This window comes from Acinetobacter amyesii, assembly GCF_023499985.1.
Lineage (GTDB): Bacteria > Pseudomonadota > Gammaproteobacteria > Pseudomonadales > Moraxellaceae > Acinetobacter > Acinetobacter amyesii.
This window is the reverse complement of the sequence record NZ_JAMCOU010000013.1, coordinates 456,015-474,816: the sequence shown is the minus strand read 5'-3', so window position 1 is coordinate 474,816 and position 18,802 is coordinate 456,015. Positions and strand designations below refer to the sequence as shown.

At 38.9% G+C, this 18,802-nt stretch carries 20 protein-coding genes and 1 tRNA gene; 9 read left to right on the top strand and 12 right to left on the bottom strand.

The features are described 5' to 3' along the window. Positions 1 to 461 precede the first annotated feature (461 nt). The gene (locus M5F03_RS03835) at positions 462 to 932 is read left to right on the top strand and encodes an Lrp/AsnC family transcriptional regulator (RefSeq protein WP_067763303.1); all 471 of its coding nucleotides are present in this window, start codon (positions 462 to 464) and stop codon (positions 930 to 932) included. A gap of 89 nt (positions 933 to 1,021) precedes the next feature. On the opposite strand, the gene M5F03_RS03830 is transcribed toward M5F03_RS03835, so the two are convergent. The 3 genes from M5F03_RS03830 to M5F03_RS03820 all read right to left on the bottom strand — a co-directional run bounded on the left by M5F03_RS03830 (position 1,022) and on the right by M5F03_RS03820 (position 3,486). Continuing rightward, positions 1,022 to 1,774, bottom strand: a complete 753-nt coding sequence (locus M5F03_RS03830) for a YebC/PmpR family DNA-binding transcriptional regulator (RefSeq protein ID WP_078194353.1) — start codon at positions 1,772 to 1,774, stop codon at positions 1,022 to 1,024. A 301-nt stretch (positions 1,775 to 2,075) separates the two neighbouring features. Then, positions 2,076 to 2,645, bottom strand: a complete 570-nt coding sequence (locus tag M5F03_RS03825) for a 1-acyl-sn-glycerol-3-phosphate acyltransferase (protein WP_180077584.1) — start codon at positions 2,643 to 2,645, stop codon at positions 2,076 to 2,078. A 764-nt stretch (positions 2,646 to 3,409) separates the two neighbouring features. Further along, positions 3,410 to 3,486 (bottom strand) — tRNA-Ile (locus tag M5F03_RS03820). Positions 3,487 to 3,854: 368 nt separating this feature from the next. On the opposite strand from M5F03_RS03820, the gene M5F03_RS03815 reads away from it, so the two are divergent. Together M5F03_RS03815 and M5F03_RS03810 are read left to right on the top strand one after the other, a co-directional pair. Beyond that, complete coding sequence (locus tag M5F03_RS03815) at positions 3,855 to 6,059, top strand: OsmC domain/YcaO domain-containing protein (RefSeq protein WP_249706721.1); 2,205 nt, start codon at positions 3,855 to 3,857, stop codon at positions 6,057 to 6,059. A gap of 535 nt (positions 6,060 to 6,594) precedes the next feature. Beyond that, entirely contained in the window at positions 6,595 to 6,819 is a 225-nt protein-coding gene (locus tag M5F03_RS03810) for a hypothetical protein (protein ID WP_180034670.1), read from the top strand. A gap of 125 nt (positions 6,820 to 6,944) precedes the next feature. On the opposite strand, the gene bioB is transcribed toward M5F03_RS03810, so the two are convergent. Both bioB and queG read right to left on the bottom strand, forming a co-directional pair. After that, a complete protein-coding gene (bioB, locus tag M5F03_RS03805; RefSeq protein ID WP_249706720.1) occupies positions 6,945 to 7,937 on the bottom strand; it encodes a biotin synthase BioB in 993 nt (330 codons plus the stop codon). Between the two features lie 277 nt (positions 7,938 to 8,214). Then, complete coding sequence (gene queG, locus M5F03_RS03800; protein WP_078193286.1) at positions 8,215 to 9,309, bottom strand: tRNA epoxyqueuosine(34) reductase QueG; 1,095 nt, start codon at positions 9,307 to 9,309, stop codon at positions 8,215 to 8,217. 20 nt (positions 9,310 to 9,329) lie between these two features. On the opposite strand from queG, the gene M5F03_RS03795 reads away from it, so the two are divergent. Both M5F03_RS03795 and M5F03_RS03790 read left to right on the top strand, forming a co-directional pair. Further along, entirely contained in the window at positions 9,330 to 10,817 is a 1,488-nt protein-coding gene (locus M5F03_RS03795) for an NAD(P)H-hydrate dehydratase (protein WP_249706717.1), read from the top strand. 1 nt (position 10,818) lies between these two features. Continuing rightward, complete coding sequence (locus M5F03_RS03790; RefSeq protein WP_249706823.1) at positions 10,819 to 11,094, top strand: acylphosphatase; 276 nt, start codon at positions 10,819 to 10,821, stop codon at positions 11,092 to 11,094. A 70-nt stretch (positions 11,095 to 11,164) separates the two neighbouring features. Here the strand turns inward: M5F03_RS03790 and ruvC are convergent, their stop codons facing one another. Further along, complete coding sequence (gene ruvC, locus M5F03_RS03785) at positions 11,165 to 11,710, bottom strand: crossover junction endodeoxyribonuclease RuvC (RefSeq protein ID WP_078189034.1); 546 nt, start codon at positions 11,708 to 11,710, stop codon at positions 11,165 to 11,167. A 131-nt stretch (positions 11,711 to 11,841) separates the two neighbouring features. Between ruvC and M5F03_RS03780 the strand changes: the two genes are divergently transcribed. Both M5F03_RS03780 and M5F03_RS03775 read left to right on the top strand, forming a co-directional pair. Continuing rightward, complete coding sequence (locus M5F03_RS03780; protein ID WP_078192890.1) at positions 11,842 to 12,414, top strand: FxsA family protein; 573 nt, start codon at positions 11,842 to 11,844, stop codon at positions 12,412 to 12,414. A 146-nt stretch (positions 12,415 to 12,560) separates the two neighbouring features. Beyond that, positions 12,561 to 13,205: a LysE family transporter gene (locus M5F03_RS03775; RefSeq protein ID WP_180094140.1), complete on the top strand. Its 645-nt coding sequence runs from the start codon at positions 12,561 to 12,563 to the stop codon at positions 13,203 to 13,205. Positions 13,206 to 13,277: 72 nt separating this feature from the next. Here the strand turns inward: M5F03_RS03775 and M5F03_RS03770 are convergent, their stop codons facing one another. The 3 genes from M5F03_RS03770 to ahpF all read right to left on the bottom strand — a co-directional run bounded on the left by M5F03_RS03770 (position 13,278) and on the right by ahpF (position 15,785). Beyond that, positions 13,278 to 13,472, bottom strand: coding sequence for a hypothetical protein (locus M5F03_RS03770; protein ID WP_180077594.1), 195 nt, complete (start codon positions 13,470 to 13,472; stop codon positions 13,278 to 13,280). Positions 13,473 to 13,710: 238 nt separating this feature from the next. Then, positions 13,711 to 13,953: a hypothetical protein gene (locus M5F03_RS03765; RefSeq protein ID WP_180094142.1), complete on the bottom strand. Its 243-nt coding sequence runs from the start codon at positions 13,951 to 13,953 to the stop codon at positions 13,711 to 13,713. A 266-nt stretch (positions 13,954 to 14,219) separates the two neighbouring features. Next, entirely contained in the window at positions 14,220 to 15,785 is a 1,566-nt protein-coding gene (gene ahpF, locus M5F03_RS03760) for an alkyl hydroperoxide reductase subunit F (RefSeq protein WP_249706715.1), read from the bottom strand. 283 nt (positions 15,786 to 16,068) lie between these two features. Between ahpF and M5F03_RS03755 the strand changes: the two genes are divergently transcribed. Both M5F03_RS03755 and M5F03_RS03750 read left to right on the top strand, forming a co-directional pair. Continuing rightward, a complete protein-coding gene (locus M5F03_RS03755) occupies positions 16,069 to 16,287 on the top strand; it encodes a DUF1653 domain-containing protein (RefSeq protein ID WP_078189028.1) in 219 nt (72 codons plus the stop codon). 57 nt (positions 16,288 to 16,344) lie between these two features. Continuing rightward, entirely contained in the window at positions 16,345 to 16,938 is a 594-nt protein-coding gene (locus M5F03_RS03750; protein ID WP_249706713.1) for an O-methyltransferase, read from the top strand. An 84-nt stretch (positions 16,939 to 17,022) separates the two neighbouring features. Here M5F03_RS03750 and M5F03_RS03745 read toward each other — a convergent pair whose 3' ends face one another. The 3 genes from M5F03_RS03745 to ahpC all read right to left on the bottom strand — a co-directional run bounded on the left by M5F03_RS03745 (position 17,023) and on the right by ahpC (position 18,778). After that, positions 17,023 to 17,229 (bottom strand): KTSC domain-containing protein, encoded by a 207-nt coding sequence (locus M5F03_RS03745; RefSeq protein WP_249706711.1) that lies wholly within the window; start codon positions 17,227 to 17,229, stop codon positions 17,023 to 17,025. A 217-nt stretch (positions 17,230 to 17,446) separates the two neighbouring features. Continuing rightward, positions 17,447 to 17,923, bottom strand: coding sequence for a hypothetical protein (locus M5F03_RS03740; RefSeq protein WP_180119739.1), 477 nt, complete (start codon positions 17,921 to 17,923; stop codon positions 17,447 to 17,449). 291 nt (positions 17,924 to 18,214) lie between these two features. Beyond that, entirely contained in the window at positions 18,215 to 18,778 is a 564-nt protein-coding gene (gene ahpC / locus M5F03_RS03735) for an alkyl hydroperoxide reductase subunit C (RefSeq protein WP_078193727.1), read from the bottom strand. Positions 18,779 to 18,802 lie beyond the last annotated feature (24 nt).

Sequence of the window (18,802 nt, the reverse complement as noted above, 5' to 3'; positions counted from 1 at the left end):
TTTTTGTATATTTATGAACCGCCGCTATTTTTTAATGTAATTACCAAACCAAGTAAATAAGTGAAAAAAAAGAAATGTGACATAGAGCGCACATTGAAAAATAAAGTAAAAATAAAAAATTGAAAAATATAAATAAAATATCTTTCCCTTTTATCTGAAATTGATTTATTCAGATCAATGGAATGCATCGAGAAGCTTTATTGGTAGGTTGTCTAAAGACGTTATTTAGAATATAAAAACTAAACTTTGATGAAAAAACATTCATTTAAACACGATATATATGCAAATTATTATGTTCATAATGCGTATGAGCTTTATTATTTTTAATAAATCATGCTATACATGAGAAAACTTGCACATAAATTCTGATTTTAAAATTTAAAATAACATTGAAAATGACAACAGGCGTTTGATGAATTGGGATCATCAGCACTGTTTTCAAAAATGGCTGGAGTAGACTGATGGAACTAGACCGTTTTGATAAACAAATTTTAGAAATTTTGACCCATGAAGATGTCAATTTAAATGAACTGTCAGAGCGGGTGAATTTATCGGTCAGCTCCGTACATCGTCGGATTAAACAATTGATTGATCACAATATTATCAGTGGTCTAAAACGTGAAATTAATTATCAAAAATTGGGCTTTAGTTTGCATGTGCTGCTACAGGTGTCCTTAAGCAAACATGATACCGATACATTTGCTAAATTTTTAGAAGAACTTGAAAGTATTCCAGAAGTAATCAATGCATTTTTAGTGACAGGGCAGTCGGCAGATTTTATTGTGGAAGTCGTTGCACGTGATATGGAAAATTATAGTGAAATTTTACTCAAACGTATTGGTAAAATTGAACATGTGGTTGCATTACATTCAAGCTTTGTAATTAAACAATATAATGTTTTTAACTGTAATGGCCTATTAAATAAGGTTTAAATACAGCTCTCATATATAAACTCAAACAGTTGAAAGCTAGGCAATAAAAAACGCACCGATGGGTGCGTTTTATACTTCAGTCGATTGAATTATAAAGCTTCTAACTCAGCCATCACTTCATCGGTAAATTCAACGTTGGTATACACGTTTTGAACGTCGTCTAGATCTTCAAACATATCAATCATTTTGATGATTTTTTTCGCTTGTTCGATATCTGAAATTAACGCTTTAGTTGAAGGGTTCATGACCACTTCGGCGTTATCAGATTTTAAACCTGCTGCTGCAAGTGCATCCTGAACCTCACCGAAAGTTTCAGGTGTGGTGATAACTAGAATTTCATCTTCATCTACTTCGATGTCTTCAGCACCTGCTTCTAAAGCGATGTCCATGATTTGATCTTCTAAAGAAACATCTTCAAAAGTAATCTCACCACGTTTGGTAAACATATAAGCCACTGAACCTGCAGTACCTAAATTACCATCAGTTTTCGAGAAGCAATGACGAACGTCAGGAACAGTACGGTTCAAGTTATCCGTCATTGTTTCAATGATGACTGCAACACCACCAACGCCATATCCTTCGTAGGTTACTTCTTTTAGATCGGTATTTTCTTCACCGCCCACACCACGTTGGATCGCACGGTTAATGGTGTCACGTGTCATGTTTGCAACTAATGCTTTTTCAACAACAGCACGTAAACGTGGGTTAGACGCTACATCACCGCCGCCTAAGCGTGCAGCTGTCACGATTTCACGGATAAATTTTGTGAATACTTTAGCGCGGCTTGCATCTTGTTTTGCTTTACGATGCTTAGTATTAGCCCACTTGGAATGACCCGCCATGCGAAATATGCTCCTTGTAGATTGGCCTTATGCCTATCAAATTGAGCAAATTCTACCATAATGGCTTTTTTGTGTGAAAGTACTGGATTTCATGAATTGAGTAGATGAAAAAAAAATATCCAAATTTGAGAAAATAATGTGAAATGTCTAAACGCCCGTACTGTAATTTTTCTTATGATGAGAATCGGGCTAAAAGGGGGAGTCTGATCCTGTTATAACAGGAAGATATAAATGTACAATGCGTGGAGCACGATACATTTATATCTTTAAATACGTATATCTTAAAAAACGTGAATTGCGCTTAGTCTTTATTTTTAGGTTCTGGGATCACGATGTCTAAACCTACTTTATCTTTATAGAGCTGCTTGATTAAGGCTAAATCGTGATCGAGCTCAGTCGGGTAAATCTTACCGAAAATACCACCTTGTTTGGTTTTTGAGTTGGCATACATTAATACAATCGGCACACCTGCTGCTTTAGCAATATACCAAAAACCTGTACGAATTGGTTTTCGTGCTTCACCACGTACTGCACGGGTCGCTTCTGGAGCAATGACTAAATTAAATTTTTCGTTAACTTCAAAATGCTCAACCATTTGAGTCACGATGTCTTTATTGGCTTTACGGTCTACAGGAATACCGCCAATCGCTTCAAGAACAGGTTTAAATGGACCTTTAAAGAGTTCTTTTTTAATCAGCGTGTGAATTTTAATGTCGTAAATTTGGCAAAGGGCCAATGAAAGAACAGCATCCATCATTGAGGTGTGTTCAAAGCCGACGATCACTTGTTTATTTTCTAAAACATCAGGTTCTACGTGGTATTTCCAGCCCGCCAATTTAAATGCGGATTCGCCAATAAACTTTTTCAACATAGTCGGTGATACGGTGATTTAAAAAAGGTGTAATTTCTGCTTGTTTGTCCTATGAGTCAAGAGCATTTAAGTGAGCTTTGATCCGAATTGTGCATATATTTCAAATCGGATTAAAAAAGAGGGCTGAAGTCTTATATTTTTTAGCAATAAATCGGTTAAATTTTATATAGCAAAGCTATCATCATAGATAAAAATACTCTTAAAAATTTGCTAAATATGGCTAGGCACCGTCAGAAATTCTTATTAGACTTTTGTCGTAGGTTAAAACTTTTAACCTGTTGGTCTTAACTCGTTTTCTAACGGAGAACTCAAGCATGATTTATTTAACTGCTGTGTTATTCGCTGTTGCTATGTTTGCTTTGATTGTTATTTGGTCAATTATTGAGTTTTATTTGGACTTAAGAAAGCCTGAACAGGTTGAGTCTTAATTTTTGCGCTTTTAAAATGCGAAATATGTAGTATTTCTAAAAGTCATGAATCAAAAAAACATTTGCTTATAATGAATAAAATAATATCTTTTAAGTATAACAAATCGTGACTTAATTTACGGGTATTTAGAACTTAAGCTTTTATATTTTTCTTGAATGTATTTTTTTATAACCTACTTCTCGTATTAAGCAATCGTGGTTTACTCAAGCTGGCTTGAAGTTTTGTACGTATCTATAGGTTATCTGCCATATCTTTTAAAGGCTTAGACTGACTTTATTTAGTTTTTAACATTAAAAAACCCCTTACGATTAGTACACGTAAGGGGTTGTTTTATATGGTGGGCCCACACAGACTTGAACTGTGGACCAACGGATTATGAGTCCGCTGCTCTAACCAACTGAGCTATAGGCCCTATATTCTGAATGTGTTATTTATCAACAAGTTCAGACGCAAAGCATACTAGCGAAGATTTTTTTAAAAGACAAGCCTTTTTCTTCACGGCTGCACACTAACACAACAAATTGGCTGTAGTTGCAGCAGTTGAGCTTGGATTCGACCAAAATGCACAAAGTGTCGAATCCTATCGTGATGTAAATCACGACAAAAGTTATCAAACAGTCAAAATAACCTTATAATAATGCCCATTCTTCTCAGTACCGTGCCCAACAGCGCTTAGATTGGTACTGGCCTCACATTTTTAAGTCAATGTCGTACAGTTATTCGGCTTATGTTTTCATTTTTATGTGTTGCACTGACACATAAGAATATTTAGGTGCCCACATGGAAATTAAGGTTAATTATCTCGATAACCTTCGACAAGAAGCCAAATTTGATGACTTCACGGTAATTGCTGACCAACCTATTCGCTATAAAGGTGATGGTTCTGCTCCTGGACCATTTGACTACTTTTTGGCGTCGTCAGCTTTATGTGCAGCGTATTTTGTAAAAGTGTATTGTGCGGCGCGAGACATTCCGACAGATAATATTCGCTTATCACAAAATAATATTGTTGATCCTGAAAACCGCTATAAGCAAATTTTCAAAATTCAAGTTGAACTACCTGCGGATATTTCTGAAAAGGACCGTCAAGGTATTTTGCGTTCAATTGACCGCTGCACGGTTAAAAAAGTGATTCAAACTGGTCCTGAGTTTGTCATTGAAGAAGTTGAAAGCATTGATGCAGATGCACAAGCTTTACTTATGCCAAATTTAGCGTCAGACAGTACCACGTTTATTCCGGGTAAAGATCTGCCTTTAGAAGAAACCATTGCCAATATGTCAGGTATTTTGGCTGGTTTAGGCATGAAGATTGAAATTGCATCATGGCGTAACATCGTGCCGAATGTTTGGTCTCTACATATTCGTGATGCACAATCGCCAATGTGTTTTACCAATGGTAAAGGCTCAACCAAAGAAAGCGCATTAGCTTCGGCTTTGGGTGAATTTATTGAACGTCTCAATTGCAACTTCTTCTATAACGACCAGTTCTGGGGTGAAGAGATTGCCAATGCTGACTTTGTGCATTACCCAGATGAAAAATGGTTCCAACCCGGCCCAGAAGGCGAGTTACCTGTCGAAATTTTGGATGACTACACACGTGAAATTTATAACCCAGAAAATGAGTTATTAGGTACACATCTATATGACACCAATTCAGGAAATATAGCACGCGGTATTTGCTCTCTTCCATTTGTCCGTCAGTCCGACGGTGAAACAGTGTATTTCCCATCAAACTTGATTGAAAATTTATACTTGTCAAACGGGATGAGTGCAGGGAATACCTTGGCAGAAGCGCAGGTTCAATGCTTATCTGAAATCTTTGAACGTGCAGTAAAACGTGAGATTTTAGAAGGTGAATTGGCTCTACCAGATGTCCCTGAAGAGGTTTTAGCCAAATATCCAAGTATTGTTGCGGGTATTCAAGGCTTAGAAGAACAAGGTTTTCCTGTATTGGTAAAAGATGCTTCACTTGGTGGTCAGTACCCTGTGATGTGCGTAACCTTAATGAACCCACGTACAGGTGGTGTATTTGCTTCATTTGGTGCACATCCAAAACTTGAAGTGGCTTTAGAGCGTAGTTTAACTGAGCTTCTACAAGGTCGCAGTTTTGAAGGTCTAAACGATCTACCAAAACCAACCTTTAGTTCAAATGCAGTCACAGAGCCGAATAACTTTGTAGAACACTTTATTGACTCAAGTGGTTTAGTGTCTTGGAAATTCTTCAGCGCACAATCAGACTATGATTTTGTAGAGTGGGATTTCACTGCAGAAGGCGAAAATGCCAATGCGGAAGAAGCCGCAGCGATGTTTGCGATTCTAAAAGATATGGGCAAAGAAGCGTATATGGCGGTCTACCAGCATCTTGGTGCTACGGCATGTCGTATTTTAGTTCCGGGTTATTCTGAAGTGTATTTGGTTGAAGACTTGGTTTGGGATAACACCAACAAAGCTTTGGACTTCCGTGAAGATATTTTAAACATTCATCGCCTAGATGAAGACGAGTTAGTGTCACTGGTTGAGCGCTTAGAAGAGCTTGAGGTGGATGATTACACGGATATTGTGACGCTCATTGGGATTGAGTTTGATGACAATACGGTATGGGGCCAATTAACGATTCTTGAGCTCAAACTACTGATCTATATTGCCTTACAAGAATTTGAAGAAGCAAAAGAGTTGGTCGAAACCTTCCTTCAGTACAACACTAATACGGTCGAACGTGGTTTGTTCTATCAATGCATGAATGTAGTTTTAGAAGTTGAATTGGACGATGACTTAGATCTCAATGACTATGAACATAATTTCCGTCGTATGTTTGGTGACGAACGTATGGATGCAGTGATTGGTTCAATGGATGGCAGTCTTCGCTTCTACGGTTTAACTGAAACCAATATGCAACTTGAAGGTTTAGATCGTCATTTACGTCTGATTGATAGCTATAAAAAATTGCATGCTGCACGTGCGAAGTTTGCCAGTCAGAACGTTTAAATCTGGGCTTGTGAATAACGTTACTCATGTGATCATCTATTTGAAAAAACTCTCCTAAGGGGGAGTTTTTTTATGCAAAATTTGCTGAAAATTAATCTATATCTGTGATGTTGATATTAATAAAAATCCTTATAACTCAGGTGAATATAAGGAAGGCTTAAAAATAACCGATTATCCGAAATTGTGTCATTTTAAAGTAAAGATATTTGACTCATTGGAAAAATATGCTAATAAATTAGCTATGGCGTGTTTAGGCATGATCATAATATTTCAGGACGAAATATTCAGAAGCACATTAATAAATAAACGGGAGTTTTAACAACATGCTTCAATTATTCAGAAAACTATTTTGCATGCATATTTACGAATACGAGCAAATGGAAGAAATCGGTTCGCACAAGGAATGTCGTAAGTGCGGTGTGACAAAGTAATGCAGAGTCTCAGCCGAAAAAAAGTGAGCGAAAGCTCACTTTTTTAATGCCGGTCAATATTGAAATCATTAAAATAGAATCACATTCACAGTTTTCATGCAGATATGAGTAAAGATTTTCAAGCCGAGCGTTATACCGTCGATGCCAATATGGCAGATACCATTGCATGGTTATTACAACATCAAGATTGCTTTGAATCTTTTCATTATGATGCGATTCAGCAGCAATTGGTGGTTCAACATGCCAATGGTCAAGACATTATTCGTGAAGGGGATTATTTAAATGCAGGCTATGGAATTTTAATAACAGCACATAACTTTGTTAAGTAAACGATATATTTTCCCTACTCATGGTGATTTAGCCATTTCATTTATTCGCACCATCTCTTGCATTGCACTTTGATACCTATCACTGATCATTCAATTGAACTAAGCCCCGAACTTCGGGGCTTATTTTAAGCCATTTGCATAGCATCAGTTGAAAGCTGTGCAGCAGTTGGTTTGGGCTGTTCAGCCACTAAACCGAGTTTGCTAAATAAATGCTGATCTTTGCCTTCGCCTGCATTTGGCGTGGTCAGGAGTTTTTCACCAGAAAAGAGTGAATTTGCACCTGCCATAAATGCCAAAGCTTGTTCTGAATCACTCAGGGATTCACGACCTGCAGAGAGTCGAATATAGCTTTTTGGCATAATGATCCGTGCGACTGCAATGGTGCGAATCCATTCGATCACATCAAGTTTCTCAACCTCTGCAAGTGGGGTACCTTGAATAGGGACAAGTAGATTAATCGGCACGGATTCAGGATGAATCGGCAGCGTTGCCAACTCCATCAAAAAGGCGATACGGTCATCACGGCTTTCACCTAAGCCCACAATTCCGCCGCTACAGATTTTCATTCCAGATTGGCGAACATAGTCTAGCGTCGTTAAACGGTCATCATAGCTACGCGTGCTAATGACATTGGGATAATACTCACGAGAGGTATCGAGGTTATGGTTGTAATAATCTAAGCCTGCCTCATGTAGGCGCTCTGCTTGAGACTGATTCAGCATGCCAAGGGTCATACAGGTTTCAAGTCCCAGCGCTTTGACTTCACGCACCATTTCTAGCACATAGGGCATGTCCCGTTCATGTGGATTGCGCCATGCAGCGCCCATACAAAAACGCGAAGAACCTGAGGCAAGCGCAGCTTTCGCTTCATTGATGACTTTTTCCACAGCCAGACGTTTTTCAGCTTCTAATCCAGAGTCATAATGTGCAGACTGAGAGCAATATTTACAGTCTTCAGGGCACTTACCGGTTTTAATCGAAAGTAAGGTGCTGACTTGAATATGATTGGCTTGGAAATATTCACGGTGAATGGTCTGTGCTTGGAATAATAAATCCATCAATGGTTGTTGATACAACTCTTGTATTTCTGGATGTGTCCAGTCATTTCGGTAGCTCATAAATAATCCATATTTTCTGCCTAATGCAGATCATCATACGTAAAATTTGCAGACTTCCAAGACTATTTTGTAACATTGAAATTTAGCTAAAATACATTGAAATGACTTTTTCAAAGAACTTTTGATATTTAAGATACTTACAAAGTTATGCTAAATGACAGCACAATCGCTGCAATGTTTATTTTTAGTTAAAAAATTAATTTTCTTGGATTACGTCACTAAGTTTTAGCTTAAATGAAAACTTTGTAAGGATCTGGAAAATAGAGAATAAAAACCCTTAAAGCATTTTTGAGTTTTGTTCTGCAATTGCCCAATCAATATGAACTTGCACAATCGCGTCATGTTTTTCGCGAGAATTTTTTAATGATTGCACAATATTTGAACTGTATGGTGCATTGCCTAAGCCAATGGCGATATTTCGCATAAAGCTTTGATAGCCTGTTCGTCGGATAGGACTGCCTTCAGTACAGCTTAAAAAAGTGGCTTCATCCCATTGCCAAAGATCTAATAAACTCACTTGGTCGAGGCCATGACGTGGATAAAAGTCCTCAATTTGAGTTTTATGCGCAAAGCTATTCCATGGACAGATAAGTTGACAGTCATCACAACCAAACACACGGTTGCCAATGCCACGGCGTAATTCTTCAGGAATGATGCCTTTGTATTCGATGGTTAAGTAGGCAATGCATTTACGTGCATCTAACATATAGGGCTCAACGATGGCCTGAGTTGGACAGATATCAATACAGGCTGTGCATGAACCACAATGTTTGGTTGCCGGCGAATCAAAAGGCAAATCGAGTGATGTAAACAGCTCACCTAATACAAAAAATGAGCCTGATTTTTTATGGATCAGTAAGGTGTGTTTGCCTGTCCAGCCCATGCCTGCATTTTCAGCTAAGGATTTTTCAAACACTGGTGCAGAGTCGGCAAAGGGTCTAGATTCAAAATCTCCGATTTTTTCACGGATGATATTCGACAAGGTTTTTAAACGACCACGCATGACTTTGTGGTAGTCACGACCTCGTGCATAGCGTGCAATGATGGCTGAGTTTGGCTCATCAGGAACATAACGTGGTTTTGGGGTTTCGACCAAATAATCCATGCGGACACAAATGATACTGCGGGTGCCGGGGACTAAAAGTGCTGGATTGGCACGTTTTTCAAGGTTTTCCTCTAGGAATTTCATATCGCCATGATAACCACGCTCTAAATATTCTTTAAAACGAGGGAGTTCCTCTTGAGCATCTGGCTTTGCGATGACACAATCAGAAAAACCTAAATTTAAGGCTTGTGCTTTAATCCATGCTTTTAGGGTTTCTGGATCATATTGATCGACAGGAATTTTTTGTGCAGGAGTTGAAGCGGCCATAATCATAACAAGGAAAAACAATGCGTCTGCAAGTTTACCATAGCCCTGTTTATCTTAGCCAAAGTATTCAAGCTTGGGAGCAGCGTTGGTTTGCTCAGCACAATAGCAGTTATGGTCTGATGCAGCAGGTCGCATGGTCGATTGCTCAGCAACTCATTCTAATGTTAAAGCAGCAAAATTTAAAAAATATTGCAGTGTGTTGTGGGCAGGGCAACAACGCAGGTGATGGCTATCTTACAGCGCAATACCTACAGCAAGCAGGCTTTCAAGTTGATATCTATGCCGCTGAAATAGGGGCATCGAAGGACTTACATTCTGCAGTACAGGAAGCGATAGATCACAAGCTTAAGATCTATACACATTTTGATTTTCAGCGAGATTATGACGTCTATATCGACGCATTATTTGGTATAGGACTCAATCGTGAACTTTCTAGCGAATGGCAAGCCATTATTCAACGATTAAATGCATGCACGGGACTCAAAGTTGCGATTGATATTCCAAGCGGTTTACATGCCAATACAGGGCAGCCTTTACCCATCGCATTTCAAGCCGATTATACCTTTACTGCATTGGGTCTAAAAGCAGGGCTATTTACAGGTCAAGCGAAGGAATATGCAGGTGAAGTTTCGGTGATGGCATGTATACCGACTGATGCAGAGCTAGAGCCACTCGCTTATTTGTCTCCGCAGAAAATCACTTTACCTGAGCGACAAGCTTTTGGTCATAAAGGCAGTTATGGCCATGTTTTGGTTGTTGGTGGGCATGCTGAAATGGGTGGGGCGGTGATAATGGCTGCTGAGGCTGCATTCCATGCAGGTGCAGGAAAGGTCACCGTTGTTTGTGATGCACGACATCACACCGCTATTTTGGCGCGCGCACCGAATATTATGCTACGCGATATCAATGCATTAAATGTAAAAGCGATTCAGCAACTGATCGATCATGTCGATGCGATTAGCTTTGGCATGGGGCTTGGTCGTGACGATTGGGCACAACAGCAGTTTCAGTCATGGTTTCCATTGATTCAGCAGTCAACCTTGGAAATTGTTTTGGATGCAGATGCCTTATGGTTTCTAGCTGAAGCACCTAAAAATTTGAATGCACGAACCTATGCAACGCCACATCCGGGTGAAGCTGCGAAATTACTGGGTATTACTACTGCTGAAGTTGAAGCAGATCGTTTACAAGCAATTCAGTATTTAAAAGAAAAATTTCAAGGTCAATGGGTGCTTAAAGGCGCAGGCAGCTTGATACTCGAAGATCAACTTTGGATTTGCACCGCAGGTAATGCAGGAATGGGTACAGGCGGTATGGGAGATGTGCTTGCAGGGATGATTGCAAGTTTAAAAGCACAATTCCATCAGCAAATTCATCTGCATGAAATCGTAAGTCTGCATGCTTTAGCAGGTGATGTATTGGCGCAGTCGGGGATGCGTGGTTTGCAGGCACATGATATGGCCCAAGCGGTTTATCATGTGGTCAATCATTCAGGAGATGAAGACTAAAATGCATGCGGTTAAATTGCGAATTCAAGGTAAAGTGCAGGGTGTTGGTTATCGTCGTTGGTTTGAGCAGCAAGCGATTGCACTTGGTTTAAATGGCTATGTGAAAAATCTAGCGACGGGCGAAGTTGAAGCGCTGATTATTGGAACTGAAGATGCCATTCATAAAATACTGAAACACAGTCTGGTGGGGCCTTTACGAGCAGACGTGACTAAAATCGATCAGCAAGAAATTCCACTGCATGAATTAGACTATTGCATTTTTAAAATGATTCGCTAAATTTGATCACTAGATTGAGTGGGCTTTTGAAAACTGTCTGAACTACTGATCTATATAATTTGACGAATATTTACCGACGTCGAGTGCTTACACGACTTCGACCACGAGCCATACCGCCTAAGGCATTCAGTACAGCCATTTTACTCATACTACCAGACGCATGCGCATGACAAATTGCGGCAGCCAAAGCATCGGCTGCATCCTGCTGGGGTTTGATGCTTAGGTTCAGAATGCGCATAACCATCATTTGGACTTGTTCTTTATCAGCAGCCCCATAGCCGACCACAGATTGTTTGATTTGCCGCGCAGTATATTCAGCGACTTGTAAATCTAAATTGGTTAAAGCGGCAATGGCAGCACCGCGTGCTTGACCTAATTTTAAGGCCGAGTCAGGGTTTTGAGCCATAAATACTTGTTCAACCGCAGCTTCAGTAGGCCCGTGAAACTTTACGATGCGATCAATACCAGCAAAAATACGTTTTAAGCGTTCAGGCATTTCTGTCGTTTCGGTACGAATGGTGCCAGCATCGACAAAACGTAGTTTAGAACCATCCTTTTCGATGATGCCGTAACCAGTTAAGCGCGACCCAGGGTCAATACCGATAATTAATGACATGTTTGCCTATTTGCCCTTTAAAAATAAAATTATGCCCATATTGTTACATAAGCGTGTCAAAAAAGCTTGATAGTGATTGAGCAGTTGAACGCAACACCTTAAATTAATTTACTTAGATTTGTTTAATTTTCATGAAATTATTTCTTCTGATTTTAGCAGGCTTGATCCTGGAAGTGTTTGTCTGGATCGGTGTGGGCGACCTCGTCGGCAGCATGTGGTATGTCTTTTTCTGGTTCGTGGCGGCCTTCTTTATAGGGATGAATATTATCCGTAAATATTCATCAGGTCTGATGCCTCAAATGCAGCAAATGCAAGCAGGTCAAATGAGTAATGATCCAGCTTTAACTGGAAATTTACCAAAAATTTTGGCTGGTTTCTTATTGCTGTTACCGGGTCTAATCTCAGATATTATGGCATTACTTATTTTGATTCCACCTGTACAAAATGCCATGAAAGCAGTCATGATGAAAACAATGATGAAGCGTCAGCAAGCCATGATGGAAAAAATGATGGGTGGCATGATGGGCGATATGGGAGGCATGGGCGGTGCTCAAGGTCAGAACCCATTTGCAGATATGATGCGTCAAATGCAAGATATGCAAAATCAGCAATCAGGTCGTGATTCATCCGTTATTGATGGTGAAGCTCGTGAAGTGACGCCAGATGCGAAACAAATTGAACTGAAAGATGTCAATAAAAAATAATTAACTCAGTATGAAAGGCCGAATGTGTATTCGGCTTTTTTTTTGCGTAAATTTTGATACGGCCTAAAAATAAACCTTGTGTTGCCAACAAAAAAATTGAACAGGCGATATAATCTTCACGTTTTAATTCAAATGAATCAGCTAGCATGTCACTGTTATTCACCATCTGCGCGCTACATTTTGTTGCGCAGTTGAGTCCAGGTCCAGACGTATTATTAATTGCTAAAAGTGCTGCATCAACAACCCGTGCAAATACCTTAAAAATTATTGCGGGGATCTCTGTCGGGATTGTGGTATGGGTCGTTTTAACCTTATTGGGCTTTACGGTTCTGGTTGAGCAATTTCCATGGATACAACAAGTTTTAATGGCTGTTGGTGGATTTTTCTTGGCGAAAATGGGTTGGGCGATGTTTAGTGGTGGGCTTAAAAGTTTAAATCAAACAGCCAATTTAGAAGATGGGCAGGCCTTAAGTCAGCAGAAAACTGAAAATTATTTTTTATTAGGTTTATTTACAAATTTAGCAAATCCGAAAACACTGATCTATTTTAGTAGTGTGTTCTCACTGGCGTTGAGTTCATCAGCCAGTAGTAACCTAAAAGCACAGCTTGCTGTCATCATTCCGATTCAAACTTTTATTGTGTTTAGTCTGTTTATGATGATTATGTCTTTGCCTAAAATTAAAGCACTCTACCAACGGTCAGGTAGTTATATTGATGTGGTTTCAGGGGCGTTATTTTTAATTTTTGCGATTTGGTTGTGGTTCGACGCAATTAGAATGTTCAATCTATAAAAGCAGTAAATATATTGCTGTTAGCAAAGCGAAAGCCAAGTATTAAGACTTGGCTTTTTTTATGTGCCAATTTTATTGTTCTGGATTGGTTTGATCTTGGTCTTTAGATGGTGCTGTATTTGATGGATCTTGTGCAACATTGGTAGTTTCAGCATGATCACGATAACGGTTCGGTTTGAGGGTGGTTTCGGTATTTTCAGAGCCCTTGTATAATCTGCTACGATTGGCGCGTTCACGTAAACCGCCTTTTTTGATTAACTGCACCATCGTCTATAGAACCTCATTGCTATTGCCATAGTTTAAAGAATTTTCCTCGTGAAGATAAGTGAGCAGGGCGATGCTAGCGCATAAAAAAGCCTGAAATCATTCAGGCTTTCATCATTTTAACTTATCTCTTTGAATGACTTTAACGCGACCCGATAACGGTGCTTAAATTCAGCTTAGCTAAAATTTTACACATTGCCAGCTTGTTCATAGGGCTGTATTTGGCTGTTGTAAAAAAAGCTTAATTTTTACCATCTTGCTTGAGTACTTCAAAGATGTTGAGTTGGGTTGTCGCTTCAGTATCGTGCTGTTGCAAATACACTTGGATACTCTTAAATAGAATGGCAACAGCCAAACAACTGAGTATGCAAAATATCCAAAAGCCATATGGGCTACGGATATTATGTGAGCCACATTCGGAACATTCTTTATCGCTTGAAGCCAATACTTTATTGCAACAAGCACAGTGATATTGATAGTGCATTGCGTTTCTCCATTTAGTCGAATTTGACCAACATTCTTGTTGTTATTGTCAACCATCAATCCGTGATGATTGTTTTATCTTAATGTGCAAATAAGCTGCTGTACAAGTTTTAAACGGTTTGTTTTGCTCATTATTGTGTAAATGAAAAGCGTCAGTAAGTTAAATAATTGTTTTATTGATAATTTAAATATGAAACAAGACATAAATTTTCAGTCATAAAAAAAGCCAGTTCGAAAACTGGCTTTTGTTGTTCTGTTTAAACTGAATTATTGACCAGAACGGATGATGTAATCAAAAGCAGATAATGATGCTTTCGCGCCTTCACCTGTCGCAATGATGATTTGTTTGTAAGGTACTGTTGTACAGTCACCGGCAGCAAATACACCTTTCACATTGGTTTCGTTGCGCTCGTTAATTACGATCTCACCACGTTTTGAAAGTTCAACTGCTGTTTCTTTTAAGAAATCAGTGTTTGGTAACAAACCGATTTGTACGAAGATACCAGCCAATTCTATCGTTTTGATTTCATCTGTTGCACGATCTTTGTAGTTTAGTGCAGTCACTTGTGAACCATCACCGACCACTTCTGTAGACAATGCATTCATGATTACAGTGGTATTCGGTAAGCTGTTTAACTTGTCTTGAAGCACTTGGTCAGCACGAAGCTTAGTATCAAACTCAACAAGTGTTACATGTTCCACAATACCTGCAAGGTCAATCGCCGCTTCTACACCTGAGTTACCACCACCAATCACTGCAACACGTTTACCTTTAAACAATGGACCGTCACAGTGTGGACAGTATGCAACACCACGAGTACGGTATTCTTGTTCACCCGGAACGTTCATTTCTCTCCAGCGTGCACCTGTTGAAAGAATCACTGTTTTAGATTCAAGTTTTGCACCATTCTCTAAAGTCACTTCAACTAAGCCATTGGCTGTTTGGTCAGCACCTTTGATGTCAGATACACGTTGCAAGTTCATGATGTCCACACCGTACTCACGGACATGTGCTTCCATTTCAGCAGCAAACTTAGGACCTTGTGTCTTTTGAATCGACGTGTAGTTTTCAATGTCCATGGTATCCATAACCTGACCGCCCATGCGTTCAGCCACGATACCTGTTTTGATACCTTTACGTGCAGCATAGATTGCAGAAGTATTACCTGCAGGGCCACCACCAATCACAAGGACATCAAATACCTCTTTGGCATTTAGCTTTTCAGCATCTTTTGCAGCAGAGTTGGTGTCTAATTTGGCAATGATTTCTTCCAAGGTCATACGACCTTGACCGATGTGGTTGCCGTCTTGGAATACCATTGGTACAGCCATGATTTTGCGTTCTTCCACTTCGTCTTGGAAGAATGCACCATCAATCATGGTTGCAGTTGTGCCAGGGTTGTAAATTGCGATCAAGTTTAGTGCTTGAACTACGTCAGGACAGTTATGGCAGCTTAGTGATACAAATACATCAAAATCAGCTTTAAGACCTAAACCTTTAATGGTATTCAGTACTTCGTCAGAAACTTTCGGTGCATAACCAGAGGTTTGTAACAATGCCAAAATCAAAGAAGTGAACTCGTGGCCCATTGGTAGACCTGCGAAGAATACACGTGGTGTTTCACCTGCTTTTGCAATACCAAAGCTTGGCGCACGGCTGTTGTTACCGTCAAAACGTGCAGTCACTAAATCAGATAAAGCGGCAACTTCGGTCACCAATTCTTTAATTTTGTCTGATTTGTCCGTGCCGTTTAAAGTCGCGACGATTTCAATCGGGCCTTCAAGGCGTTCAAGTAAGGTTTTTAATTGAGCAGAAGTATTTTGATCTAACATTGCTAACGTCTCCAGAGGAGTAAATTTATTTGATGAGAGAATGATAGAACAAACCATTAAATAGGTGAAACGGTTTGTTTTTATAAAATTAATCGGTTTTATAAATCAAGTGATTAAATTTCTTTCTAAATCATAAGAATATACCGATGTGAATGCAGTCAATATTGGGCCACTATCGAGAAATACAAGTTAAATAGTGGAAAAATAAACGAATTCATCGCGCTTTAAGCGAGAGAATGCTAGAGTCAACGCTATTGTATTGAGAACTTTTTAGGGAAATGGCATGCAGGTTAAACAGGGAATTTATCAGCATTATAAAGGTCAGTTGTATCAAGTCTTTCATGTTGCAACACATAGTGAAACGCGTGAAAAAGTTGTGGTCTATCAGTGCTTGTATGACGACTATTCAATGTGGGTCAGACCCTTAGAGATGTTTATGGAAACCGTTGAAATTGATGGTGAAGTAATTCCACGTTTTAAACTGATCCAAGAAACCCACTGAGCAGATATTTAGTACTTTAATCTTTAAATATGAAAGAAATAACAAAAGGACAGAATCATGAACATGGATGCAAATTTTAAAAACTATATGCAACAACTCTATGCAGACTTTAGTGCTCACGATGCTGCGCAAAATCACCGACTTGCGCGTTACCGAAATATTGAGCCTGAGTCTGCACTGTTTTTGGCTATGCAAATTCGCTTAAAACAAGCCAAACAGATCTTGGAAATTGGAACATCTACAGGCTATTCCACGCTGTGGTTGGCAGATGCTGCCCAGTCTACACAAGGGCGAGTCGAAACCATTGAAATTGATGCAGCGCGTATCGAACAAGCTAAACAGCATGCGGAAAATTTAGCTTTATCCGAATACATTGAATTTCATCATGGCGATGCGCTGCATTTTTTACAGCAGTTAAATCAGCGTTATGACTTCATTTTATTGGATGCAGAACGTGATGCGTATATCGCGTATTGGCCATATTTAGCTGAATTGATACAAGTTCAAAGTGGCGTGTTAATCGTGGATAATGTGCTGTCACATGCCAATGAGGTCGCTGAATTTATCCAACGTGTTGAAGCGGATGATCGTTTTATCAGTACGACATTAAATGTGGGCGCAGGGCTCTTTATGGTGACTTGGCGCAACTAAAAATCAGGGCATTCAGCCCTGATTTGATCGAATTTTTTTTAATTAATAAAAATACTGTTGCTATAGCGCTAAACTTGTAGCGGTTTAACCCTGTAAGCTTACTCGTGAAAAATGTAGATCATATTCTAGATATTTGTGGACAAATGCCGTTTTATCACTACATCGAAGTAAATTATCATAAATAAAAGGTGAAACTGGATAAAAGAGATCCCCAGAACCATTCGCATAAAATATTTTTAAGTAACGTGAAGAAGAACTGTATTTCCAAGAAGTTACAACATTTGTTGTCATAAGCCACCCCCTTATTGCGTTGTTATAGTCATACTGCAGTTAAAGGTTTATCTCATTTGAAATTAAGACAAATTTAGGGCGTGGAGTATTGCAGAATTGTTAAAAAATAATGTTTTATCTCACATTTTTTTCATTTCTTTATCAACTAATTTGATAAAAAAATGCCAGTTCAAATAAATGCCATAAGTGTCATTCTCCCATATTAGTGTAAGGAGAGTTAAAAACTACGGCATTGTTCTGATTTATTGCCTTTGACTTGGTTGTTGCTGCCATTAATTGAAAAAGCATTTTCAAGACAAATCAAATTACCTGCGATTTCATTATTATTTAGAACAATATTGCCATTATTTTTCTTTAATTTGAGGTCGCCTGAAATTTGGTTATTGAGGAGTTGGATGTTTTTCCCAGTTGTAAAATCGACATTGCCACTGATATTGTTATGATTGGCAATGATCTTGGTAAAATTTTTATTCGATTCAATATTGCCTTTGATGTGGTTGTCATGCAGTTCAACACTTGCACCATTTTCTAAAATAACATTGCCATGAACAATTAAACCTTCAAGCTGACAATTTTTTTTGACTTTAATATCTTCACGAATACTTTGGTTTTTAATTTCACCTTCGCAGTTCATGGCAGCAAAAGTTGTAAACGAACATAAAATTAAACTGATTGAGACGAAATATTTTTTCATGGGCTTACATCTTCCTGAAATAAGCAATTGACCTAAAATTCATGTTAAAAATACTGAAATACTGGCAAAGATGTAAGCCTAGACAATCGGGTTTGCGGCGCATTTTTATTATATTTGTGTAAGCTCTAACTTGATGAATATCTACAGATATGTAGAAAGTGCTAGTACGTTAAAGTTGTATGAATAAAGTGTGAACTGCATAGGGTGTATAGAGGTATATACTCGCAGATAATAGGCATAAAAAAACCACGCTAAAAGCGTGGTTTTTGAATCAGTTCAATCTAATACAGATTAGATTTTACCAACTAGGTCGATTGAAGGAGCAAGAGTTGCGTCGCCTTCTTTCCATTTAGCTGGGCAAACTTCGCCTGGGTGAGCGTGTACGTATTGAGCTGCTTTAACTTTACGAAGAAGTTCTTGAGCATCACGACCGATACCACCAGCGTTGATTTCAACGATTTGGATTTTACCTTCTGGATCGATAACGAAAGTACCACGATCAGCAAGACCGTCAGCTTCGATTAATACGTCAAAGTTTTTAGCAAGAGTCCAGTTCGCATCACCAACCATTACGTATTGGATTTTTTTGATTTCTTCTGAAGAATCGTGCCAAGCTTTGTGAGTGAAATGAGTGTCAGTTGAAACTGAGTAGATTTCAACACCTAGTTTTTGGAATTCTGCATAGTTGTCAGCAAGGTCACCAAGTTCAGTTGGGCAAACGAAAGTGAAGTCAGCTGGGTAGAAGAATACAACAGACCATTTACCTTTAAGATCAGCTTCAGTTACTTCGATGAATTGACCATTTTGGAATGCTTGTGCTTTAAACGGTTTAACTTCAGTATTAATTAAGCTCATCATTGTCTCCATGATTGAGGTTTG